This is a genomic window from Maribacter sp. Asnod2-G09 (assembly GCF_045063795.1).
In the GTDB taxonomy this organism is placed as follows: Bacteria; Bacteroidota; Bacteroidia; order Flavobacteriales; family Flavobacteriaceae; genus Maribacter.
Window position 1 is genome coordinate 1,686,689 of the sequence record NZ_JBEFOA010000005.1, and the last position, 24,569, is coordinate 1,711,257.

Consider the following 24,569-nt stretch of genomic DNA (forward strand, 5'->3'; position numbering starts at 1 on the left):
TTATGTTAAACGTTCACAACCTATCAGTCTCTTTTGGAGGAGAATATTTATTTGAAGAAATATCATTTCGCTTAAATGGAGGAAATAGAGCAGGGCTAGTAGGTAAAAACGGCGCAGGTAAATCAACCTTGTTGAAATTGCTTAACAAGGATATGGCTTTGGATACCGGTGTTATTGCAATAGAAAAAGATATTAAAATCGGTTTTCTTAGACAAGATATAGATTTTGTAGAAGGTCGGTCAGTTTTAGAAGAGGCGTATCAAGCTTTTGAAGAAATTAAAGCTTTAGAGTTGAAATTAGATGAAATCAATCATCAATTGGCAGAACGTACCGATTACGAATCTGATATATACAGTCAGCTTATTGTAGATCTAAGTGATATTACACATCATTATGAGATTTTAGGCGGATATAATTACCAAGGCGAGACAGAAAAAATATTACAAGGCTTAGGTTTTAGAAGAGAAGATTTTGATAAAAAGACCGAAACCTTCTCTGGTGGGTGGCGTATGCGTATAGAGCTTGCTAAATTATTATTACAGACCAATGATGTGTTGTTGCTCGATGAGCCTACCAACCACTTAGATATAGAGTCTATTATTTGGTTCGAGCAGTTTTTGAACAATTATACGGGTGCGGTGGTTATTGTATCTCACGATAAAATGTTTTTAGATAATGTTACCAACAGAACTATTGAAATTTCATTAGGTCGTATTTACGATTATAATAAACCATATACCGAATACCTGGTATTGAGAAATGAGATAAAACAACAACAGGTAAATGCTCAAAAGAACCAAGAAAAAGAAATTCAGCAGGCAGAAAGGTTAATTGAAAAGTTTAGGGCAAAATCGACCAAAGCTTCAATGGCACAATCTTTAATTAAGAAATTAGACAAAATAGAGCGTATAGAGGTCGATGAAGATGATAACAGTGTAATGAGTCTTCGTTTTCCAATTTCTGTTACTCCTGGTAAAGTGGTGGTAGAGATAGAAGACCTATCAAAAGCTTATGGTGATAATTTAGTTTTGAACGATATCAACTTGCTTATTGAGCGGGATAGTAAAACTGCCTTTGTTGGTCAAAACGGACAAGGTAAATCTACTCTGGCAAAAATCATTGTAGGTGAGCTTAAACATGACGGACACCTAAAGCTGGGTCATAATGTACAAATAGGATATTTTGCTCAGAACCAGGCGGAGTATCTTGATGGTAATAAGACCATTTTAGATACCATGATCGATGCCGCAAACGAAAAGAATAGAAGTAAGGTAAGAGATATTTTAGGGTCGTTCTTATTTAGAGGCGATGAAGTAGATAAGTATGTAAAAGTATTATCAGGTGGTGAACGTAACCGTTTAGCTTTGGCAAAAATGTTATTACAGCCTTTTAATGTGCTGGTAATGGATGAGCCTACCAACCACTTAGATATTAAATCGAAGAATGTACTTAAGCAGGCATGCTTAAACTTTGAAGGTACTTTAATATTGGTTTCTCACGATAGAGATTTTTTGCAGGGGTTAACCAACAAGGTATACGAATTCAAAGATCAAAAAATTAGAGAGTATTTAGGTGATGTAGATTTTTATTTAGAGCAACGTAAGGTTGAGAACTTTAGGGCTATTGAGAAAAAGCAGGCTGTTGTTGTCGAAAAGGCTAAACCAAAAGCGTCTAATTCTTTTCAAGATCAAAAAAAGCTAAAAAGCTTAAAAAATCAATTGAGTTCTGTAGAAAGTAAAATAGGAAGTCTTGAAAAAGAGATTAAAGATATCGACCATAACCTCTTGGTAGACTACGATACTACTATTGCCAAGCCTGACTTTTTCGAAGGTTACCAAGCGAAAAAGAAAAAATTGGAAACATTAATGCAGAACTGGGAAACGCTTACAATTGATATTGATGAATTAGCGTAGTACTGTATTTACTGACATACAGTTTTGGCGGTTTCACAACATATTCCACTACTTTCACAACAAACAGGGGTCAGTGAACGATAAAATTTCAGTTTTCAACGTTATTAGTTCAAATTTGTAGGAGAATTCTTAGTGTAAAGAATTTATCAAACCACCATCTTATGAAAAAATTATACTATTTAAGTTTCAGTCTATTATTTCTGACAACCGTTTGTTTTGCAGAAGTATCTAAAAAAGAGAAGAAAGCGTTAATTGATCTTTACGAGACTACCAACGGTAATCATTGGGTAAAGAAATGGGATTTAAAAACTCCGGTTTCTCAATGGCATGGTGTAACGGTAGAAAATGATAAAGTAGTAGAAATTAATTTATTCCATAATAACCTTATGGGAGCAATTTCTTCACAAATAGGAAATTTGGAGAATCTTAAGGTGTTGAATCTTGCATTCAATTCACTAACAGGTGCTTTGCCTGCGGAAATAGCTAGTCTTTCTAAATTAAGAGTATTGAAGTTAGAAATGAATAGGCTTAATGGTGAGTTACCAGAAGGTATTGGTAGCTTATTACAGTTAGAAGAGCTTTCAGCTTTCAATAATTTTTTTACAGGTAAAATTCCAGCTACGGTAGGTAACCTTACAGGTTTGAAAGTATTGAACCTTTCAAGTAATGAGTTTTATGGTGACATACCAAGTTCATTAGGGGCATTATCTCAATTAGAAACGTTAGGTCTATTTGAAAATAGATTAGAAGGAGCTATACCAAGAGATATGGGTAAACTAAGCAAGTTAAAAGAATTGGTTTTGGCAAATAATAGATTTGTAGGTGACATACCTAATGAGTTTGCTGATTTGGCAAGTTTAGAAGTATTTCAAATTCAGAATAATAATTTCAGTTCTTTCAAAGCTCTAGAGTTTTTAGAAACGAAAGAGTATTTGGTGTTTGACTATGATAAAGATGATAGAAAATTAGAGTTTAAAGATGTCAACTTCAGTAAAACCAGAATGGCAGATACGAAGTTCGAAGATATAGAAGAGTAAGAGTAGTTTACACTTTTAGTTAGTTTGGTGAAAGAAAGAGATGTTGAACAGCATCTCTTTCTTGTTTTTTAGCATTATCGCTAGCTATGTATCATAAATGTATTTTTTGCACGTTATAATAAAAGTACTTTTTACACTAGTTCTGTTGAATAGCAGTCTTATAGCGTAAATGGTATGAGTGAAGTTCCCCCAAATAATATAATTTTTTTCAATATGAAAAATGTACTAACCAATGCCTGCTTAATTTTTGTGCTGACCTGCAGTTTTGTGGTCAATGCACAAATACCTAAAAGCGAAAAAGAATACCTATTAGATTTTAATAAAAGTACCATTGGAAATCAATGGCAAAATAAATGGGATGTAAAAGCTGACCCATCTACTTGGTACGGTGTAGAGGTTACTGATGGTCATGTGACAGCATTAAAGCTATATCGTAATAATCTTACAGGAGCTATTCCTGAAGGTATTTCAGCACTTTCTCATTTACAAACATTGAATCTTGCTTTTAACGTTATCGAAGGTAATTTGCCAGATGATATATTTCAATTAGAAAATTTGACATCTATGCGTTTAGAGATGAATAAACTTACAGGTAATTTACCTCAAGATTATTCAAAAATGAAGCAATTAGAAGAGTTGTCAATGTTCAATAATTTGTTGCAAGGTGAAATTCCGAATGGTATAGGAGAAATATCAAACCTAAAATCATTAAATCTTTCAAGTAACTATTTAGAAGGAAGTCTACCGAAGTCAATTGAAAAATTAAGTAAGTTAGAAAGGTTAGAACTTTTTGGTAATAAATTAGCAGGTGCTATTGAAGTAGATTTAGGGCGTTTGGTGAATTTAAAAGAATTGATTCTTTCTTATAACCAGTTCGAAGGTGATTTGCCAACTGGAATGGCAACATTAAGTAATCTAGAGTTTGTACAATTACAGGGTAACGATTTTAGATCTTTAAATTCACTGTTAAGAATGCAAAGCTCGAAACTCGCAGTTTTTGATAGTGACGATGAATTTTTAAATATGAAATTTGGCACAACAGAAGCTAGTAGAACACGTATTGTAGATACTAAATACGAAGATGTGAAACGAAATTAAAAAAACCCGAAAAATTGATAAAAAGAGATGCAATAGCATCTCTTTTTTTGTTTTTAAAATACTGAGGTTGCGACTTTTTTTATGATTACTTTAACCATTACGGCTTTCATTGTCAGAAGTGTTTTTTCGTAGTTTCGCCGATGATTAATTGATTTCCAAAAGTTTCTGGTTAAAGTCTATATAAAATTAAGGTTCAATTTTAACAATACTTTGATTGTTTAAAGACATGAAGAGCTGAATTTAAGACGTTAGTATTGATGTTTTATGGAAATAAAGTTCTGGAAGGGTTATTGAGAATTGAGCTGAAATAGAGTCAAAGTCGTTTCACTTTGAAATTTGGTCGTTTCATTTCATTAGCAAAATTCTAACCGATATTAAAAAGTATTTTTGACCCTGTGTTTTTTAAAATACGCTTATAAATTATAATAAAATGCGAAAAATTATTTTTACCGTTCTAGGTATTTTACTAATAGTAGTATCTTTTTTTCTAGCTGGAGCTATTATTGATAGTAAGAAAACTTTCAAGCCGAAATCTGAAAAGGTAGTGAAAACTGTTTTTACAGAGGTAGTAAAAAATGGCACGGTACCAATTGTAGTATCTGCAAATGGTAATCTAACCGCAAAGCAACGTGTAGAGTTATATGCTGAGGTACAGGGTGTATTTAAAAAAGGAAGTAAGCTATTTAAAGAAGGGCAAGCTTTTCGTAAAGGTGAGACTATTATAAGCATCGATGCAAATGAATATGCGGCAAGCGTACAATCTGCAAAGAGTAATCTTTTTAACCAGTTAACAGCAGTAATGCCTGATTTACGATTAGACTATCCAGATATCTATTCTAAGTGGCAAGATTACCTTTCAAACTTCGATATGTCGAAAACTACTCCGCCTCTTCCAGAATTGGCAACTGAGAAAGAAAAGTTTTTCATATCAGGTAGAGGTATATTGACCAGCTTTTATAATGTTAAGAATTTAGAGCAACGTTTATCTAAATATCGTATCGTGGCTCCATTTTCAGGGGTTCTAACCGAGACCTTGGTAACCGAGGGTACTTTAGTGAGGTCAGGTCAGAAATTAGGAGAATTCATTAATACTGAAATTTACGAACTTGAAGTAGCTATCAGTAAACGTTACACAGATTTATTAAAAGTAGGTGAATCTGTAGAATTGACCAATTTAGATGATAATAGCACGTATAAAGGAAAAGTCACTAGAATCAGCGGTAGTATTGACCAATTAACACAAACGGTAAATGCGTACATAGAAGTTGATGATAAAAATTTAAGAGAAGGTATGTACCTAGAGGCAGATTTAGATGCCAAAAAAGAGGAAGATGCTATTGAGGTAGATAGAGGATTACTTTTAGACGGAAATCAAATATTTGTAGTTAGAGATTCGATACTTGATAAAATAGATGTAGAGCCTGTTTATTTTTCTGACAAGCGTGTTGTATTAAAGAATGTGCCCGATGGCGTTACTATAGTTTCTAAACCAATTAGTGGTGCATTTACAGGAATGGCTGTAAAAATTTATGCTGAACAACCAGAAAACACGAAGGAATAATGCGTAAACTGATAGAATATTTTATTCGGTATCATGTTGCCGTTAACGTAGTTGTAATATCTTTTGCTTTATTCGGTATCGTAGGGGCAAAGGCATTAAAGTCTTCTTTCTTTCCGTTGACGGATTCTAAGAATATTGCCATTACAATTACTTACCCAGGTGCTTCGCCACAAGAGGTAGAAGAAGGTATTGTTCTTAAAATTGAAGATAACTTAAAAGGACTTGAAGGTGTTGATCGTGTAACCTCTACTTCTAGAGAGAATAGTGGTACTATTAATGTAGAGATCGAAAAAGGAGAGAATATCGATTTCATGCTTTTAGAGGTAAAGAATGCAGTAGATAGAGTGCCTACTTTTCCAACAGGTATGGAGCCTTTAATTGTTTCTATTCTAGAGACTGTTCGTCAAACGATTTCATTTGCTATTAGTGGTGAAGATATTCCATTAGCAACCCTAAAAAGTGTAGGTAGAGATATTGAAAATGATTTAAGGGCTATGGAAGGAATTTCTCAAATAGAAATTTCCGGATTCCCAGATGAGGAGATTGAAATTGCTGTTAATGAAAATGACCTTTTAGCATATGGCTTATCATTCTCAGAAGTTGCTAGTTCTGTATCAAATGCCAATATTTTAGTAACAGGTGGTAATATTAAGACCGATGCCGAAGAGTATTTAATACGTGCTAATAACCGTTCATACTACGGTAGCGAATTGAGTAACCTTGTTGTTCGTGCAGATCAATCAGGTAATGTGATCCGTTTAAAAGATGTAGCAATTGTAAGAGATCGATTTGCTGAAAGTCCTAATGCAACATTCTTCAATGGTAATTTATCGGTAAGTACAACTATTACTAGTACCAATAATGAAGATTTAATTGCGGCTGCAGATCAAGTAAATGAATATGTAGATGAGTTTAACGAAAAGTATAACAACATTACATTAGATGTTGTTTCTGATCAGTCTACGACGTTAAATCAAAGAACACAGTTATTGACAGAGAATGCCATAATGGGTATGGTATTGGTATTAATATTTCTATCATTGTTCTTGAATACAAGATTAGCATTTTGGGTAGCTTTCGGTTTACCTGTTGCGTTTTTAGGAATGTTCGTTTTTGCGGGCTTCTTTGATGTAACTATCAATGTACTTTCATTGTTCGGTATGATTATCGTTATCGGTATTTTGGTAGATGATGGTATTGTAATTGCCGAGAATATATATCAACATTATGAAAAGGGTAAATCTCCTGTTCAGGCAGCTGTAGATGGTACTATGGAGGTATTGCCTCCAATTATATCGGCGATTATTACAACAATATTAGCCTTCTCTATATTCTTGTTCTTAGATAGTAGAATTGGTGAGTTTTTTGGTGAAGTATCGGTTATTGTAATCTTGACATTAGTGGTGTCGTTAGTAGAGGCCTTGGTTATTTTACCAGCTCACTTAGCACATTCAAAAGCATTACAGCCAATAGATAACAAGCCGAAAAGTGGATTAGCAAATGCATTTGCAAAGCTTAGGGTAATCAATGAATTTGGTGACCGATTAATGGTATGGATGCGTGATAAATTATATACTCCAGTATTACGTTTCTCAATGAATCATAAAATATTCATGTTTGCTGTATTTGCATCGGCATTCATTCTAACATTAGGTTCTGTAGGTGGTGGTATTATTAGAACGGCATTCTTTCCAAGAATTGCCAGTGATAGAGTAGGTATAGAGTTAGAGATGCCAAACGGTACCAACGAAAAAATTACAGATTCTATAATCTCATTAATAGAAGAAAAAGCCATGATTGTCAATAAAGAATTGACAGAAGAGTATATTGTTGGGTCTGATAAAGATGTTTTTGAAAATGTAATCAAAAGATTGGGTCCGGGTTCATCTTCAGCAGTTTTGACGATTAACTTGTTACCAGGTGAAGAAAGACCAAACGAAATTTCTGCCGATATGGTTACCAGTAGGTTAGAAGAACTAGTTGGTCCGGTTGTGGGTGTAGAAAGTCTTATTTATGGTTCTGGTGGTAACTTTGGTGGATCGCCGGTTTCAGTTTCCTTATTGGGTAACAACATAGAACAGTTAAAAGCTGCAAAGGCAGAATTAAAGGGAATATTGACTAAAAATCCAAGATTAAAAGATATTGCAGATAATGACCCAGCTGGTATAAAAGAGATTCGATTGACTTTAAAAGAGAATGCTTATTTATTGGGGTTAGATCTTCAAGCATTAATGACTCAAGTTCGTGCAGGTTTCTTCGGGGTACAGGCACAACGATTCCAAAGGTCACAAGATGAGATTAGGGTTTGGGTTCGTTACGACAGAGATGAGCGTTCGTCAATTTCTAATTTAGATGATATGCGTATCGTAACTCCGTCAGGTGATCGAGTTCCGTTAAGTGAAATTGCAGATTATACAATTGAACGTGGCGATGTAGCTATCAATCGTTTAGAAGGTAGACGAGAAATTCAGATTTCTGCCGATATGAAAGATGTAAAGGATAGTCCAACAGAAATCATGACCGAAATTCAGAATGTACACATGCCAGAGATACAGTCAAAATATCCAACGGTAAGTGCATCATATGAAGGTCAGAATAGAGAATTAGAGAAACTTACAGGCTCATTAAAGTTGGTTGGTTTTACGGTAATATTGTTAATCTATATCACCATTGCATTTACATTTAGAAGTTTCAGTCAGCCATTAATGCTACTATTGTTAGTGCCATTTAGTTTTACGGCAGTTGCATGGGGACACTGGATCCACGATTTTCCAATAAACGTACTTTCTATATTAGGAATCATTGCATTGATAGGTATTATGGTGAACGATGGTCTGGTGCTTATCGGTAAGTTCAATTCGAATTTACGAGAAGGTATGACTTTTGATAATGCCATTTTCGAAGCAGGTAAATCTAGATTTAGAGCAATTTTCTTAACATCGATAACCACTATCGCAGGTTTAGCACCATTAATGTTAGAGACCAGTAGACAAGCACAATTCTTAAAGCCTATGGCAATCTCTATTGCTTATGGTATAGGTATTGCTACGGTACTTACCTTATTGATGTTACCATTGTTCTTATCGTTCAGTAATAACTTAAAAGCTCAGAATTTATCTTTCGCTTCAGGTCATAAGATTACGAAAGAAGAAGTAGAAAGAGCGATTAAAGAACGAAAAGAAGCTGCTCATCTAGAAGGTCATTCGCAAGAAGCAATTGAAGGTGGTGAACATCAAGAGCAAATAGAAGGTGGTTCACACCCATTTAAGAATATAGATAAGTTATAATGATTAGATTAAGATTCATCACATTATTGGTATTTCTCCCTATTTGCACAATTTTTGCACAAGAGAAAACACTTTCAAAAGAAGAGGCGGTTATAAAAGCCTTGGAAAATAATTACGGAATTGAGATTGCGAAAGGTCAGGTTGATATTGCAGAGAATAATGCCAGTATTTTAAATTCAGGGTATTTGCCTACTTTGACAGGTACCGCTGGAGCTGATTATAATAGAGATGATTCAACAATTGAATTTCCTGGTAGAATTTTGACAGAGGATGGTGTAGATGTAATTGATCCAATAACAGGAGAGCCTACTCCATTTCCTGACACCGATATTTATAAAGCTGAAGCTCAACGTTATTCTGCAGCTCTTACTGCTAACTACACATTATTTGATGGAATGGGTAGATTTTATAATTATAAAAAATTAAAAGAACAATATAATTTAAGTACGCTACAGGCTAGGGAGACTATAGAAAATACCATGATTCAAATGTTTACGGTATATTTTGAAATTGCTAGACTTACAGAGAATAAAAATGTACAAAAGCAAGCATTGGAAATTTCTACGGATAGAATTCAGAGAGCTGAATATTCATTTGAATATGGTCAAAATACAAAATTAGATATATTGAACGCTCAGGTAGATATGACTAATGATAGTATTAATCTATTGAATACAGAGCAGCAATTGGCAAATGCAAAACGCGATTTAAATGTGGTGTTAAATCAAGATTTAAGTTCTCAGTTTACAGTAGACACAACCATTGTATTTATACCAAAGTTTCAGATCATAGAGTTTATGGATCAGGCAATCACTAATAATGTTGCGGTACTACAAACGGAATCAAATTTAAGTATTAATGAATATGATATTAAAGTAAGTAAATCTGGGTATTTACCAACTGTTGGTCTTTCCGGTTCTTATGGGTGGAATTTAAATCAAAGTGCAGCTTCAGCATTCTTTCCTGGATCAAACAATGAAACTTATAATTTTGCTTTAGGAGCAAGCCTTACATGGAATCTCTTTGATGGTGGTAGCACTACGGTAAGTGTTAAGAATGCCAAGATTACATACGCTAATCAAGAATTACTACGCAAGCAGGTAGAATTAGAGGTGAGCAGAGATATGCAGAATGCAATGGCATTGTATGAGAATCTTTTAAAAATATATCAGATTCAAGAGCAGAATGTATTTACCAACCAAAACAATTTTGAGCGTTCTAAAGAGCAGTTTCAATTAGGGAGTATTACATCGATAGAATTTAGACAGGCGCAAATCAATTTGTTGAATGCGCAGACTAATAAGAACTTGGCAAAGTACGATGCAAAGTTGGCAGAGCTTCAATTATTGCAGCTTACAGGTCAGTTATTGAATATAGAATTGTAAAAGGCTTAGAGATTTTAACCTCGATTGTCGAGTAATTTAATTAGGGAATAACATGTATAGCGATAGAACAAATGGCGAGCTTATAGAGATTCTGGATCAACATTCATTACTCACTTTTGAAGCGCAGTTAAGTTTGCGAGACGAGCTTGAAAAACGAGCTGTTGTGGTAGATTTAAGTGGTTTAGAAGCAACTATTGCCAATAAGCTAGCTCAAATCAACAATCTAGAATATTTAAAGGATTTCGGATTTCAAGCAAATAAATCGGCAGACGGATTGGTGGTTACTAGAACAAATAAGGCATTGCTAACCGATGTACTTGCTGTAATCGTTGGTCTATTGGTATTCTTATTAGGTATTTATGGCTGTATCAACTTGGTATATACTTTTATAAACGGCGATGAGCTAGACGTATTTACCTTGGCATATAAATTTGCCATGGCAGGTCTAATTTTTATAGGAATAAGCTTTTTCAGCGGGTTACAACGATTGTTTGATTTCTACGGATTCGAATTGAGTAAGTTTAACGGACTGGTAACTTTAAAAAAGCGTTTTGATGTGAAGTTAGAGGAAATCAAGGTAAATCCTTCAGACATTCATTTAGATACTGATGAAGATATACTTTCCTTAAAATTGGGTCACGATACTATTTTTACTTCTAATGGCGGTAATTTAATACAGAGCCTAACCTTAAAAGAGCTTGCAAAAGAATTAAAATCATAAATTACAGTCATGTTCGAGCATTATTTTCAATGTCCGTATTGCTGGGAAGAAGTGTCTATGCTGTTAGATCCATCAATCTCACAACAGACCTATGTTGAAGATTGCGAAGTATGCTGTAACCCTATAGAGGTTACTCCACAGTTTCAAGATAATGAACTAATCGGTTTTGATGTTCAGAGTATAGAACAATAATTATTCTGGTATTGCAATTTCACCACCAAAAGTATCATCTTTATCCACAGATTTTGGATTGCCGTATACGGTAATCGATCCACCTGCTTTTACTTTAGCAATGACTGCTTCACTAGCATAAACTTCTGCGCTGCCACCAGATAGCACAATTACAGTACTACTTTTGGTCTTTAGACCTTTATTAAAAAGTCTACCTCCTGTATTGATCATCACTTCTTGATTACCACTAGTGCCAGATAATTTTATTTCACTACCGCTTGTGCTCTTTGCCGATACATTATTATAGGCAATATTTAAAGTAATGGTACTGGCATCTTGGGCTTCAATAGCTAAATCTGTACCAATGACTAATCCGGTAGAAACAATACGAGAGTTCTTATTTGCATCAATAACTGAAAGTGCTTCGGTAAAGAAAAGTTTAATGTTTAAGATGGAGTTCAGTACAGATTCCCCAGAGCACATTTTTAGTCGTAAACGACCGTCGTTTTCGGTAATGCTCAAATCTTTTTTATTCTCGGTAGATATTTCAATTTTATTCTCTTCGCCTTTCACTAGGGTAACACTAATTCTATCATATACTCGAAGCTCTGTATATTTCTCTAGAGAAATAGTTGCGACGCCTTGCCCGAAAGTAGTCAAGGTATAAAAGCAAATACAAGCAAAAAGTAGAATTGATCTCATGTAGCGTTGACTATTTAATAGTACAAAGTTAAGGTACAAATGGGTTTGTATCACAAAAGGGCAGAAGGGGATTTTACTTGTGATATTTTATTCAATTTTGAAAAATGATAGGTTCAAGCAAAACGCATTGTCAGTTCGAGTGTTTTTGAAAGAAGCGTAGCGTATTTTAAAAATGTATCGAGAACAGGTTTGGAACATGCGAGCTTCTCGATACATATTTCTTCGTGCCTTGAAATTCACTCGAAGTGACATTTGAGATAGACAAAAAAAAATAGATGAATCGGAAACGCATTGTCAGTTCGAGTGTTTTTGAAAGAAGCGTAGCGTATTTTAAAAATGTATCGAGAATAGGTCTGGAGCACGCGAGCTTCTCGATACATATTTCTTCGTGCCTTGAAATTCACTCGAAGTGACATTTGAGATAGACAAAGAAGAATAGATGAATCGGAAACGCATTGTCAGTTCAAGTGTTTTTGAAAGGAGCATGGCCTATTTTCAAAAATATATAGAGAACAGGTTTGGAATACGCTATTACATAAACCCTTTTTAAAAGTTAAATAGCACCTTAAACAGAGGTAGGTTTTGCAGTTTTGTTATCTTAAACGATAGTTTGTTCATTGTTGCATATATGAAAAAGAAATATCTCTTTGTTGTGTTATTTGTTATTGTTGGTATCGTTGGTTTTGCCGGTGCAGAATACTTTCCGGTAGCTGAAAATAATGACATTCCCGCTACTGTAGATTCAGTTGCCACGCGTAGGGATCTTCGCAGAAGTTTCTTTGATAAACGGGAGATTTTAGTGGTATATGGTGCAAAAGATACTGCATTGCAACAGCAATATAAAAATATTCTTCATGAGCTTTCTTTAAAGGAGGTTTCCAAATCTTGGCGCAGTGTAAAGGTCAGTTACCAAAATGTTGCTGAGGTAAGCAAAGAATCATTGAGCAATAGCATTGTTTTTTTGGTAGGTGCCGTAGATGAGAATCCGCTGATAAAAAAATACATGGGTGATACCCCTTTTCAGGTTTCACACTCAGAAATAAAAATAGGGGCGAAAGAAGTACCCAATAACAATTCTATATTGGGAGTCTGTTTTTATCCGAATCCCACAGATCCTAAAATACCTTTTAGTTTTTTAACTGGTACAGATGCACAAGAAGTATTTTCATTATTTGCGGAAAAAGTAGCTGAACGAGGTCAGTCGTTCTACCGCCAGAATTTAGAATATGAGGTGTATGTGAATAAAGAGCGATTGGTCATGGGTGATTTCAATACCAATTGGGGAATTGAAGGATCTACATTTTTCAATTTTGCCACGGGTACCAGAGTTTTGTTAGATACGGATGATTTTAAATTTATAAACCACCAAAAAGCTATTGAACCAGCAGATGTTGCTACTTGGCAAGCCAAGGTTATGGCATCAAAAGCAACCATTGTCGATTTTGTACATGGTAATAGTGTACCAAAAATTACTTATAATTTTTATACTTGTACAGAAGAGAAGGGTTTGATGACGGGGAATACCGATCACTCTACTTTTGATACAGTTACAAATTCGGTACATACAATTGTCAATAAAATCTATGACAATAATAACATCGGTAGAGATAATGCCTTGGTACTGCACAACCTTATTGGTAAGAGTGATAAGAATATAATTACATTAGGTCTGCCAATTTATTTTACAGAAACCTGGCAAATGAAAGGCTACCAATATTGGGCGGCAAGATTGGTAGAATCTGAGAATACGTTTACAATAGCAGAACTGTTAGATAATTCTTTTATGGAGATGGAATCATCACTTATTAGAGATTGTATGGCAGGGGCATTTACCGATTTTCTAATTACAACCTGGGGAAAAGATACGTACCTAAAACGTTACAAAAATGCATCAATCTCTGAAGGGGAAATAAAAACCCTGGAAGTAAAGTGGCAGAATTATTTAATGGGATTACCAAAAGCACATCCGAAGAAAAAAACGGAAAAGAAAAAATTACCCTACTTAAAAGGTTTCAATTTTGCACATGAAGGCTATAGTATTTACAATGGCTATGGTTCTCAAAAAGCCACGGAATCTTTATTGAAGCAAAAGAATATGGGCAGTAATGCCATGGCAATTGTACCATATACTGGCATTAACGATATAAATACACCTACGCCCTTACATTTTAGTGATAATGCCGGTAGTGAGAATGATGATGCTGTTGTGCATGCCGTTTCTATGGCAAGTGATATGGGTATGTATACGTTATTAAAACCTCAAATATATGTTGGTGGTAGCTGGCCAGGTGGTATAGATATGCCTACAGATGCGCAATGGGACAAGTTTCATGATTACTATTACCGGTGGATTCGCCACTACGCATTTTTAGCAGAAATTCATGAGATGGATGCCTTATGTATTGGAGTGGAGTTCACCAAAGCTACATTGTCACAACCCGATGCTTGGCGTGCGATGATTAAGAAAACCCGAGCACTGTATTCTGGGCAACTGACCTATGCTGCGAATTGGGGAGCCGAATTTGAGAAAATTGAGTTTTGGGACGATTTAGATTTTATTGGTTTAAACTCTTATTACCCATTGAGTAAAAAAGACAATCCTACGAACGAAGAATTAAGTCTGCAGTTCGATACGGTAAAGACGAAAATTAAAAAGGTCTACGATCATTTTAAAAAGCCCATTGTATTTACTGAAATAGGCTTTAGAAGTGTTGAAACCCCATGGAAGAATCCGCATGCTGAGGCAGACGATACCATTAACGAAGAAGCACAGCGCAGATCTTACGAAATCATTTTTGAAGGCATACAAGACGAACCTTGGTGTCAAGGTATACTGTGGTGGAAATTCCCCAGCTACATCGAATACCGAGGTGAGCATAACAGTGCTTTTACACCCAATAACAAATTGGCAGAAGAATCGGTGCGCGATTGGTTCACCAAATAAAATGTATCTGGGTTTTGAATAGAGTAAAATCAGTTTGTATGTGTCTGATTTGCCGTGTGTGGTTTTCTATTTATCCTAAAATATTTCCGCTTTTTATCCTATTGTAATCCAACAGAAAAACTTCATAATAGTCTAAGGTTGTTTTAGATGGCATTATAGACGGTTGGGTTAGTAATACCATTCGTTAGTCATATTACGCAATACCTTTGTACCATAGAAAAAAACAATTCTAAAAACTTAAAAACATACATAATGAAAAACATTAAAATTTTATCTGCAGTGGTCATCGTGGCCGTCACCTTTATGTCATTTATAGGAATAGAAAAAAATAAAGAAACCGAAAAGGCTGAAATCACCGCGATTTTCGATGATTGTGTTATCGATTTAGAAGCACAATTAGAGGCATCTTTAAAGATGGACGAATTAAACGCCAGTGACATTCAAGTGATAGAAATCAATGAAGAAATCAACTTAGGTTTCGATGCCTTTGAATATTTGCCAATAGATTTTAATGCCTATGCAGGTACAGAATTAACAGCGGAAGATTTTGAAATATTTGAAAACGAAGAAATAGTAGATTTAGGTTTTGATACCGCAGCATATTTGCCAACAGAGTTCAATGCCTATGCACTTTAAGAAGTTAATGTAGTTTAAATTAAGTTGGTCTTCGCTTGGGTGAAGACCAACTTTTCGTGGGTTACGGTTACAAACGTTTATTAAGGTATATTTGAGAGATACCGATTAGAAAAGAAGTTACATGACATTAACAAAAGTAAAACAGGGCGAGGTAATAAAGACAGCGCTATTGTTAGGTATTCTGGTATCATTACCTAAAACCATTTATTTATATAATGGTATTATGGAGGGGAATTTAGATTTCTCTATGTCTTGGGTAACAGATTTTCTATACCGTTACCTATTCTTCTTTTGTTTCTCTTGGTCTGTTATACAGCTCAATGCCAACATTGATTACGATAGTTTTAAATGGCCTCCATTTTTAAAATGGATTGTTATTTTAATTATTAACGTTGTGGTGTTATTTATGGTAATTAATGTAATTAAGCTGTGCTACCCGCTTATAAATGGTAGGGTTTTAGAATCTCGTGAAGAAGGATGGATCAATTTTACATTTATAAATTTAGCTACAGTATTATTTTTTATTGCGCGATTGTTACGTGTAAGTACCGATAAGCAAGAGAGTAGAATAGAGAACGAACAGTTAAAACAGCAGAATTTAGAGAATGAACTCGCGGCATTAAAAAACCAGATCGATCCTCACTTTTTGTTCAATTCGCTAAATTCTTTATCGTCCTTAATTAGAGATAATGAAAATGCCACCAAGTTCGTAAATAAGCTGTCGTATATGTATCGCTATATATTGCAGAGTGGCGAAACTAACTTGGTTTCAACAAAAGAAGAGTTGAAGTTTTTAGATTGTTATACCTTCTTGATGAAAACCCGGTATAGAGATCGTATTGAGATAGACGTAAATATCGATGAAGAATTTATGGATATGAAAATTCCGCCATTGGCATTGCAGTCATTGGTAGAAAATTCGGTGAAGCATAACGAAATTTCATCGACCAACCCATTGACCGTAAAAGTATACTCTAACGGAGAATCATTAGTTGTAGAAAACCCCATTCGAAACCGTAGTACATTGGCAGAGGGTATGGGAACCGGACTCTATAATTTGAAGAAGCGGTATTCTCTTTTATTGAAAAAAGAAGTACTGGTAAGTACCGAAAATGATATTTTTAAAGTAGAATTACCTTTAAAGCAACCAGCATGAAAGTAATACTAGTAGAAGATGAACTTGCTGCAAGCGATAACCTAACATATCTGCTAACGAAGATCAACCCTGCAATAGAGGTTGTAGCAGTTTTAGATACCGTAAAGGCTACCGTAGCATATTTTTCAAAGCCACATGAAGGTGTTTTGGTGTTTATGGATATTCATTTGGCAGACGGCATATCTTTCGAGATTTTTGACCAGGTAGAAATCAACATACCTATCATATTTACTACGGCATATGATCAATATGCATTAAAGGCATTTAAGGTAAACAGCATTGATTATTTATTGAAGCCGATAGACCAAGAAGAATTGTCAGATGCCTTAGATCGTTTCGAAGCTCAAAATCAGCAAAAAGGTATCGATGAGCAACAAATGCAAAGTTTAATGCAGCTCATTCAGCACAAACCCACAAATTTTAAACAAACATTCTTAGTAGGGCTGGGCGACCAATTGTTGCCGGTAAAAACAGCCGATATTGCCTATTTCTTTATTGATACAGGTCTTGTAAAAGCTGTAACGGTACAGGAACGTTCGTATGTGCTCGACATTAAATTAGAAGACATAGAAGAATCTTTAGACCCCGAAGTGTTCTATAGGGCAAACAGACAATTTATAGTGCGTAGAGAGGCTATAACCGCTATTAAGTTTCATTTTAATAGTAAGTTATTGGTAGATGTTCACCCTGTGTGTAGCGAGCGTATAGTAGTGAGCAAGGCAAAAGCATCGGAATTTAAAAATTGGGTAGGCTCTTGATTAAGCGTTACTAGAAAAGAAACCTACACTACTGATTTTCAATTTTATCGATCATCTCTTTAAAAAGGTTCAATAAAAATTTCAGTTTATCTGGGTCACCTGCGGCGGTAAATTTTTGGTTGGCAATTTTGACTCCGTACCAATCCTGTTTACTGGTTTCATTAAGAATCCAGTCTAGGTTCATAGAGGCAATAGAAGTATTGGAAATGTCAATTTCAACCTCCCATCCAGGATTATCTATATTGGTAATTTGTATAACCTCTCCATGTTCCCAATCACCATCACAATTGTCTTTAAACCAATCTTGTATCCAATCTAAAATATCCATGTGTTATGCTTTCGTGAACTTGAGTCGTAATTGTGTAATGTGCTAATATAGGTTTTTAGAGGGATTGAAAATTTATTTCAACGTATGCTGTAACAAATATGTTCAATAAGCTACCAATTAGTAGTTGCTATATATAATTCCCATTATGATGAAAAAATTAAAGACTTCATATTATTGGCACATGGTTATATTTTTGATTATGAACTTATTAGCGTTCGGGTATTTTTTTGAGTTGGGCGAGAAATTTGGAACGGCATTAGCAAAAACACATTAAATCATATACTATGAAATTCTTAAAATATTTTTTACTTACTATTGGCGTTTTAGGCTTGGTTGCTACTATTTTAAATGTTTTTTATTTTAAAGATGCTTCAAGTAGTAATATTTACAGTGCCGCAGGATGTATTTACCTAATTTGGATATCGTTCAAAGTCGAAAAAATGATCGCTCAGCTAAATTCAAAAACAAGGAGCACTTAGGGTAACGTGTATTTCGCAATGCGCCAAACGCATCACGCAAAATAAAAAGCGCGCAGCGCAAAACCATTAATTCAATAGCAAACTAGCTCACTAACAAACTATTTCACTAACCCACTATCGAACTTATTAATCATCTATCTCTGCATCCGGTAATTCCAGAATGGTCGAAGTAGATAACGCATTACCCGCAATCCCTTTAATAGAACCGAAGAGTACGTTTATATTTTCTTGTACACCCCAAATTTGCTTCTCACGAACTGCAAAATTCTTGAACGCCGCTTTCTTTTCGTAGTTCAGTTGCTTAATCATAGAATCGTAGTTCTCTATAATTCTATTAATGTTCTGTACAAACTCGTTACTGGTAAGGTAAGAATATAGCAGCTCCATCTTATCACCTTTATTCTCGTCCGAAGATTTAATAGATTGAGTTTTTAAAAGCAACTCACGCAGTACAAGCGATACACTTTTTACCTCGTTGAATCCGCAGATCCACACGCCGTTTTTCTCTCCAAACCGTTCCATATCTGGTGGAAAAGTTTCTGTTACAATCACCGCAATATCTGCCTTGCAGTTTATTTGATCTTGCTTTAATTTATTAATCCAGTCGTTACTAAAATTCTTGGTTCGCTTACTCTCATATACAATAGAGCCGCAGGTTTGCTGTAGCGAGTTAATAACCGTTTGCACGCAATCTGCACCACGTACGCCTTTGCCCACTTCATCTATATCATCAAAAGGGTAGGTAGCACGTAACAGCTCTTCTAAAGCTAATTCTTGCACCTCGCCCTGCATTTGCATAGAACCTTGCTCCGCCTTGCGCTTCATTTCATCAATAAGCTTCTTTTGGTCTTCTAGCTGCTTTTGGTATTCCTTCTCTTTCATCGCCATAGACTCGCGTTCTTTGGCTTTGGCTTTTTCTTCGATTTCTGTCTGCTTCTCCAGCAATTCTTTTTGCACGTTCAGCTTTAGATCCTCTGCTTTTTCTTTAAGCTCGTTCTCTCGTTTAAGCAAATCTATTTCTTGTGAACGTAATGCCCTGTTTTCCTCTTTCTTTTTCTCGTTCTCTTGTTGCAGGGCTTTTAACTTTTGCTCAAAAGACTCATTGGTCTGCAGTTGTATTTTTTCAGATTCTTTGGCAAGGCGTTGTGCAAGTTTTTCTTTAAAAAGCTCGTTTTCCTTCTCCTTTTTCTTCTCAAACTCTTCTACTTCTAGAGCCAGTTTATTACGCTCTTTATTAAAGATCTCTGCCTGTTCCGCTACCTTACGCTCGTACTCTGCCTTAAAATGCGCCTGCATTTTACCAGATAACGCCTCTTCAACATCAAACTCATGCGCACAATTAGGACACTTAATTTTATCTACCATTATTTATAACATACCAAATTCAACTATAAAAATACAGAACCCGTACCAAGCTTACAATATTTGGCGGCACTCTTATGAAATGAAAATTTGTAATAAGCGTAGTATTTTGATTTACTGACAATTGTCATATGATGCCTTGCAACTTCATTATATTTTTGTTACTCTAAAATAACCGACCTATGATATCACAGATGATACCCCTTGTTAATTGGAGCTATGGCGTAATTCTTATAGCCATTTTCGCAGCCGTATGTTTAGGACTTGTACTTATAGTGCTAAATTTAATGAAGAACGATAAGAAAAAGCAAGAGTAAATTTCTTATTGATACAACACATACCTAGGCGGCACCAGCCCATTTAATCGCATGGATACCAGCATTTGTGCCCTGTGGTGCGTAATATGGTCTGCCAATAGCATATAAATTTGTCGTTTGGAGCGTGTAAGTCCAAAATAATCCAATTCATTATCTAACTGTTCAGGTGCAACATCTTGTAAAAGGGCAATGGCTTCTGTAAACGTTTGGTCTATACGAGCCATCATTTCTGCCTTTGTTTTATTGGCAGGCTTAAAAACGGTGTCCGTTTGGTATACGCGTGCTTCTCGGTCGCCTATAAGTGACTGACTGTGCCAATCTAGTGCATACCCAATATGCATTAAATTCTCAGAAAAACTCAGGGACTCATCTGTTGCTTTATACCCATACTTCTCTTCGGGCATCATATCGGCAACTAGTAATAAGTACTTGCGTGAGTTTTCTAATCGCTCTATGGAGTCTTCAATGAATTTGTCTTGTTGGGCTAGAAGACAAGTTGTTGTAAATAAGAGGAAGGTGATAAGTGTGATTGTTTTTTTCATGATGATTGATGATGAGGTGAACAACTAATTTACTTCATTTGGGACAATGCACAGCCATTTTCACGTTCTTCTTGAGTTAATGTCCAAATATTGATGACTTTTTCAGTTAAGTTATTTTCATTATTTGGGGCTACCAGTTCCACTTCTGCAATACTTTCTGTAGCAATGGTATACGTGTCATGTTCCAATAAATAACCGTTTACATATACAGGGTTATTTTCATCCAAATCCAGAAAGGTGTTCAGCTCAGCTTGTGTTTTAGAGGCTATTTCCTTTTTTAATTTTGCAAACAGAATACCATTTGCCGTAAGATTATAAAAATGCGTTTCGCGACTAGGTTTATCTTTTATTACGCCTATTTCTTCAATGTCTTCCTTTGAAGTGATAATATTTTTATTGGCGATGATATGCTCATCAATCAATAGCATTGGGCAGCTGATTTTTGCTGCTTGTGGGAGTTTGTTGAAACTGTCTTGGGCATAAGCGCTTAAATAGAATAGGGTAAATACTAAGAAGATAAAGTTTCTTTTCATAACGAAATTATATTGAGATGCTCCACTAATGTATTCTATTTTTCAAAAGCGACTACTCATTAAGCTAATTCCCTGTATATGCTCTGTAATTTACAATATCTATAAAAAAGAGGCCGCCTAACTATTTAGAAAGAACAAGATTTACCACCCTTCAGGCAATGGGTCTAATAACTGCACTATGGGTGATGGTAATTGGTCTCCCGGTAACTTATGCAGAATATTGGCAAATTCACGCTCCTGAAATCCAAGGGCCGCATTCCAATATAACTCGTTAGCTCTTCCGGTACGCAGCGGTCTAATTTGACTGCCAGGCCATTCTTCTTCACCCAGAATAAAAGGTGTAATGTAATCTATGGCAAGTCGTATACTTCTACCTTCGGTGCTGCGATAGGCAAAAAGGTCAAAATCAAGATGGCGACCAAGGCGGGCAACACCTACTAGCGCCCGTGCACCGTAAATACTATAGCTTAATGCATTTGTACGAATAAGTTCTTGCGGTTGGCGACCATCTATAAAAACCTGTCCAAAAATACGTGCAGGCATGCGTTCAAGAAAGGCACGTGCAATATCAGGTTTTTCACCGTAGAGCGAAAAGAGGATTAGATGCTGATTATACCAAGCACCATGGTTATTAGGCTGCATAGCTTCTTCAATACCTTCCGGACTTTCCACCATCCAGGTAGCTAGTTCGCCAAACCACTTACGCAGTTCGGTTTGGTCTTTATTTGTCCAGCCAGAAAAGTCCTCTAGCAGAATGGCACAATCAACCATCCAATCCATTCGGTTAGATTCTAGTATGCCACCACTACTGTTATAGTCATGACCACGGCGTTTTTGACCATAGCGAAAATTAGGGTTCATTCTAGTTTCAGGATCTAAATACCAAGCACGAATTTGCTGCACGGCACGTTCGGCATACTTTTCTTCGCCCGTGAAATACCAAGCAGGAACAAGAGAAGTTACCGCTTTGTTCATTGCCTCAAGCCTAGAGACATCAGAGGTACGGCGATCTGGGTTGGTAACTCCGTCACGCCAAATGTAAGGACCATCAGGGTTTTCAGCATCTGGCCACCAATATGGGCTGTAGCTGAAGTAATCATGAGCGTCGCCACTTGGTGGCAAAGCACCTTCTGCTACTACATTTACAATAGGTTGCTCAAGTGCAGCATCTGCTTCTTCAACGATTTTTTTCAAAGCAGCCACCAAAGCAGCATTACCCGCTGCAAGCTCTTTTTTTATTCGAGGAAGTTGATCACCTTGACCAAGTAATAAAGATGGTGTGGTATTGGTGCTATTATTTTGAGGAAAGATTGAAAGGAATGAAAATAGGAAAATGATAGTAATTGCAAACTGTCTCATAATAGTTTAGTGGTAATAGGTTTTTATAGCAATACTTAATATCTGTTACTTATGAAGTTAAGCATTCATTTCTTCATACTTTCTTTTTTCTTAGATAAGTGCTTACGGCAGAGACAAGTAATGCAATGACAAGTAATAGCATTCCATAAAAAGTCAAATCGTCAGATTCACCTTCGCTTTCTCGTCCATAAATTGCTAAGGCTAGTCCAGTAATAGATAGTATGATTGAGATAATGCTTAGTAGTTTATGTTTTTTCATGAAGTAAATTTCGATAGCAAGATTATAATGAAAATTGTAATCAACAATCTAATTAGATTTATCATCTTACTTTATGCTTATAGCGTATACCAAAAATGCTATTAATGCACAGAAATAGCTGTTTTCAATAAGATGCTATTGAAAATAGTGATAATTGCTATCATATTGCTGTAAAATGGGGAGAAATTATTGAGTGGGTGTGTTTTGGTGAACAGGTTTTACGGGACAGGTTTGAAATTGATTGGGATGCTTTTAAATAGATTTTATGTAACGGTTATGTATAAGGATAGTTGCGGGTTTGTATGCGAGGATTTTCCGAAGGAAAATCAGATGCAGGCAAACACGCAATTGCCTTTGATTAAGCACTAAGCCGCAATTATTTTTATACGGTGTTATATGCTGCCTTTTTATCTTCTAAATAGTTCAGAATATTCCTCTTCATATTCATCAAATAAGTTATGTGTTTCAATAATCAGATTTCTAATTTTTATCAAAGAATTTTCATCTAGTTGATTAAACTCTTGAATTATATCATTTTCTTTAAATCGAAATTTTGTAAACGCAAAACCTTCTAGGTCAACTGAATTCCATTCTGCGTGAACAACCATATTTCTTAAACGTCCAGATTCTTTCAAATCTTCAATCATTTTCTTGTGAGTTGATACTTCTTTATCTACAATGTTTTGCATATATGAAGAATACCTGTTAAACAAATCGACTTTGGCAGAATAAGTCATATTATGAGTTAGTAATACTCCCTTTGAATCACTTCTTTCACTAATTAACAACCAAATAAATGATGTAAGTCTCTCTTCTAATAAATTAAATTCAAAAATAAGATGTCCTACGTGAGACGAAATAAGTTCTAAAAATTCTTCATTATTGTCCTCTAGGTTTTTCGTTAAGAATGAAAACTGTTCTAATGGAATTTTTTTTGATTTCATTTAAAGTCGCATTGGTTTTTGTGGTTGCATATAACGGTTACGTATAAGAATAGTGCGGTTTTGTGTGCGAGGATTTTCCGAAGGAAAATCAGATGTTACAAACACGCAACGACCTTTGTTTTGTCACTAAACCGCAATTATTTTTATACGGTGTTGTAACCAGTTTTTATTCCAATATTTTCATTCTTAGCTTATTTACTAAGTCAGATACTTCAACGCTCAACTTTTTGTAAGAATCAGTAATTTGTTCTTGACTTTTGTTAGCTAAGAAAAATAGTTTTGAAGATATTTCATATAATAGTTTTATTAGTTCCGAATTTTTGTCGAGTTTATTATCCGACAACCATCTTTTAATTGCACTATCTGAAAGACCAGTTATTTGAATATCTAAACCTTTTTGGTTGATAATCTTAATTACTTCCCTTTGAAGTTCTATTCTGTTATTAAATTCGCTCATATACTAAATAAAATTCTTTGAAACCAAGTTCTGATTATATCTAATTCCGACAAAACCATTTCAGTTTCTTTTTGTGTGATTAATTTCCCTATTCCTCTGGTTGATAATATGCGAGCTCTTTCTAATACTTTAAAAGTATCACTTGAAATTTCAAGTTTATTTGATTTTAAATGTAAAGCGGAATATCTTGAGAAATTGTAATCCTTTAAGTGACCTAATGAATAACAAGATGCAAAATTCCTTATTGCTAAAAAAATCATTGATAAATCAAATATTACTGAGCTGTTAGATTCGTTTATTGATTTTACAGAATCATTAAATAAGTTTGAAAATTTTTCCAAATCTCTCCTAGAGTTTAAATATAAATTTGGTTTACCCCATTTTTTAAACAAATTTGATTTATTAGTACTAAAAACTAACTTTGATTCAATAAACAAATGCCAAGCAAAAGGATTTCCTTCTTGCCACATTTCTTTTAGTCTTTTTACTGTGTAAACAGAAAATTTATTTATGTCGAAATTAGAATTGTCTTCTCCATTTTCAATAATAGCTAACAAGTCAACATCAGACAGTTTGTCAATTTCTCCTCTACAAATAGACCCGAAAATATAAATATACAT

Annotated in this window: 23 protein-coding genes; 14 read left to right on the plus strand and 9 right to left on the minus strand. The window is 35.1% G+C overall.

Going from position 1 to position 24,569, the window contains the following annotated elements:
* Nucleotides 1–2 precede the first annotated feature (2 nt).
* The 8 genes from ACJJVT_RS19325 to ACJJVT_RS19360 all read left to right on the plus strand — a co-directional run bounded on the left by ACJJVT_RS19325 (nt 3) and on the right by ACJJVT_RS19360 (nt 11,194).
* Nucleotides 3–1,913 carry an ABC-F family ATP-binding cassette domain-containing protein gene (locus ACJJVT_RS19325; RefSeq protein ID WP_405400879.1) on the plus strand — a complete coding sequence of 637 codons (1,911 nt, stop codon included), beginning with the start codon at nt 3–5 and terminating at the stop codon, nt 1,911–1,913.
* A gap of 161 nt (nt 1,914–2,074) precedes the next feature.
* Nucleotides 2,075–2,950, plus strand: a complete 876-nt coding sequence (locus ACJJVT_RS19330) for a hypothetical protein (protein ID WP_405400880.1) — start codon at nt 2,075–2,077, stop codon at nt 2,948–2,950.
* Nucleotides 2,951–3,163: 213 nt separating this feature from the next.
* On the plus strand, nt 3,164–4,048 hold the full coding sequence (locus ACJJVT_RS19335) for a hypothetical protein (RefSeq protein WP_405400881.1): 885 nt from the start codon (nt 3,164–3,166) through the stop codon (nt 4,046–4,048).
* 430 nt (nt 4,049–4,478) lie between these two features.
* Nucleotides 4,479–5,609: an efflux RND transporter periplasmic adaptor subunit gene (locus ACJJVT_RS19340; protein ID WP_405400882.1), complete on the plus strand. Its 1,131-nt coding sequence runs from the start codon at nt 4,479–4,481 to the stop codon at nt 5,607–5,609.
* Entirely contained in the window at nt 5,609–8,896 is a 3,288-nt protein-coding gene (locus tag ACJJVT_RS19345; protein WP_405400883.1) for an efflux RND transporter permease subunit, read from the plus strand. Before ACJJVT_RS19340 ends, ACJJVT_RS19345 begins: the two co-directional genes overlap by 1 nt.
* Nucleotides 8,896–10,281 carry a TolC family protein gene (locus ACJJVT_RS19350; protein ID WP_405400884.1) on the plus strand — a complete coding sequence of 462 codons (1,386 nt, stop codon included), beginning with the start codon at nt 8,896–8,898 and terminating at the stop codon, nt 10,279–10,281. The genes ACJJVT_RS19345 and ACJJVT_RS19350 overlap by 1 nt, the downstream gene beginning before the upstream one ends.
* A 52-nt stretch (nt 10,282–10,333) precedes the next feature.
* On the plus strand, nt 10,334–11,002 hold the full coding sequence (locus ACJJVT_RS19355; RefSeq protein ID WP_405400885.1) for a hypothetical protein: 669 nt from the start codon (nt 10,334–10,336) through the stop codon (nt 11,000–11,002).
* Nucleotides 11,003–11,011: 9 nt separating this feature from the next.
* Nucleotides 11,012–11,194 carry a CPXCG motif-containing cysteine-rich protein gene (locus ACJJVT_RS19360; protein ID WP_036156737.1) on the plus strand — a complete coding sequence of 61 codons (183 nt, stop codon included), beginning with the start codon at nt 11,012–11,014 and terminating at the stop codon, nt 11,192–11,194.
* Here the strand turns inward: ACJJVT_RS19360 and ACJJVT_RS19365 are convergent, their stop codons facing one another.
* On the minus strand, nt 11,195–11,875 hold the full coding sequence (locus ACJJVT_RS19365) for a head GIN domain-containing protein (protein ID WP_405400886.1): 681 nt from the start codon (nt 11,873–11,875) through the stop codon (nt 11,195–11,197).
* A 628-nt stretch (nt 11,876–12,503) separates the two neighbouring features.
* Between ACJJVT_RS19365 and ACJJVT_RS19370 the strand changes: the two genes are divergently transcribed.
* The 4 genes from ACJJVT_RS19370 to ACJJVT_RS19385 all read left to right on the plus strand — a co-directional run bounded on the left by ACJJVT_RS19370 (nt 12,504) and on the right by ACJJVT_RS19385 (nt 17,369).
* Entirely contained in the window at nt 12,504–14,819 is a 2,316-nt protein-coding gene (locus ACJJVT_RS19370; protein WP_405400887.1) for a glycoside hydrolase family 113, read from the plus strand.
* Between the two features lie 252 nt (nt 14,820–15,071).
* Nucleotides 15,072–15,455, plus strand: a complete 384-nt coding sequence (locus tag ACJJVT_RS19375; protein ID WP_405400888.1) for a hypothetical protein — start codon at nt 15,072–15,074, stop codon at nt 15,453–15,455.
* 121 nt (nt 15,456–15,576) lie between these two features.
* Entirely contained in the window at nt 15,577–16,611 is a 1,035-nt protein-coding gene (locus ACJJVT_RS19380; protein WP_405400889.1) for a sensor histidine kinase, read from the plus strand.
* Entirely contained in the window at nt 16,608–17,369 is a 762-nt protein-coding gene (locus ACJJVT_RS19385) for a LytR/AlgR family response regulator transcription factor (RefSeq protein ID WP_405400890.1), read from the plus strand. The genes ACJJVT_RS19380 and ACJJVT_RS19385 overlap by 4 nt, the downstream gene beginning before the upstream one ends.
* Nucleotides 17,370–17,397: 28 nt before the next feature.
* Here ACJJVT_RS19385 and ACJJVT_RS19390 read toward each other — a convergent pair whose 3' ends face one another.
* The gene (locus ACJJVT_RS19390; RefSeq protein ID WP_405400891.1) at nt 17,398–17,697 is read right to left on the minus strand and encodes an immunity 53 family protein; all 300 of its coding nucleotides are present in this window, start codon (nt 17,695–17,697) and stop codon (nt 17,398–17,400) included.
* A gap of 284 nt (nt 17,698–17,981) precedes the next feature.
* Here ACJJVT_RS19390 and ACJJVT_RS19395 point away from each other — a divergent pair, with 284 nt between their 5' ends.
* Complete coding sequence (locus tag ACJJVT_RS19395) at nt 17,982–18,176, plus strand: hypothetical protein (protein ID WP_073240507.1); 195 nt, start codon at nt 17,982–17,984, stop codon at nt 18,174–18,176.
* A gap of 126 nt (nt 18,177–18,302) precedes the next feature.
* Here the strand turns inward: ACJJVT_RS19395 and ACJJVT_RS19400 are convergent, their stop codons facing one another.
* Nucleotides 18,303–19,541, minus strand: coding sequence for a DUF2130 domain-containing protein (locus ACJJVT_RS19400; RefSeq protein WP_405400892.1), 1,239 nt, complete (start codon nt 19,539–19,541; stop codon nt 18,303–18,305).
* Between the two features lie 179 nt (nt 19,542–19,720).
* Between ACJJVT_RS19400 and ACJJVT_RS19405 the strand changes: the two genes are divergently transcribed.
* Entirely contained in the window at nt 19,721–19,855 is a 135-nt protein-coding gene (locus ACJJVT_RS19405; protein ID WP_299800670.1) for a hypothetical protein, read from the plus strand.
* Between the two features lie 5 nt (nt 19,856–19,860).
* On the opposite strand, the gene ACJJVT_RS19410 is transcribed toward ACJJVT_RS19405, so the two are convergent.
* From ACJJVT_RS19410 to ACJJVT_RS19435, 6 genes are all read right to left on the minus strand, one after another.
* Nucleotides 19,861–20,397, minus strand: a complete 537-nt coding sequence (locus tag ACJJVT_RS19410) for a DinB family protein (protein WP_405400893.1) — start codon at nt 20,395–20,397, stop codon at nt 19,861–19,863.
* A gap of 29 nt (nt 20,398–20,426) precedes the next feature.
* Nucleotides 20,427–20,930 carry a hypothetical protein gene (locus ACJJVT_RS19415; protein WP_405400894.1) on the minus strand — a complete coding sequence of 168 codons (504 nt, stop codon included), beginning with the start codon at nt 20,928–20,930 and terminating at the stop codon, nt 20,427–20,429.
* Between the two features lie 141 nt (nt 20,931–21,071).
* Nucleotides 21,072–22,289 (minus strand): alginate lyase family protein, encoded by a 1,218-nt coding sequence (locus tag ACJJVT_RS19420; RefSeq protein ID WP_405400895.1) that lies wholly within the window; start codon nt 22,287–22,289, stop codon nt 21,072–21,074.
* A gap of 666 nt (nt 22,290–22,955) precedes the next feature.
* Nucleotides 22,956–23,492, minus strand: a complete 537-nt coding sequence (locus ACJJVT_RS19425; RefSeq protein ID WP_405400896.1) for a hypothetical protein — start codon at nt 23,490–23,492, stop codon at nt 22,956–22,958.
* A 166-nt stretch (nt 23,493–23,658) separates the two neighbouring features.
* Nucleotides 23,659–23,949: a hypothetical protein gene (locus ACJJVT_RS19430; RefSeq protein WP_405400898.1), complete on the minus strand. Its 291-nt coding sequence runs from the start codon at nt 23,947–23,949 to the stop codon at nt 23,659–23,661.
* Nucleotides 23,946–24,569 (minus strand): nucleotidyltransferase domain-containing protein, encoded by a 624-nt coding sequence (locus ACJJVT_RS19435; RefSeq protein WP_405400899.1) that lies wholly within the window; start codon nt 24,567–24,569, stop codon nt 23,946–23,948. The genes ACJJVT_RS19430 and ACJJVT_RS19435 overlap by 4 nt, the downstream gene beginning before the upstream one ends.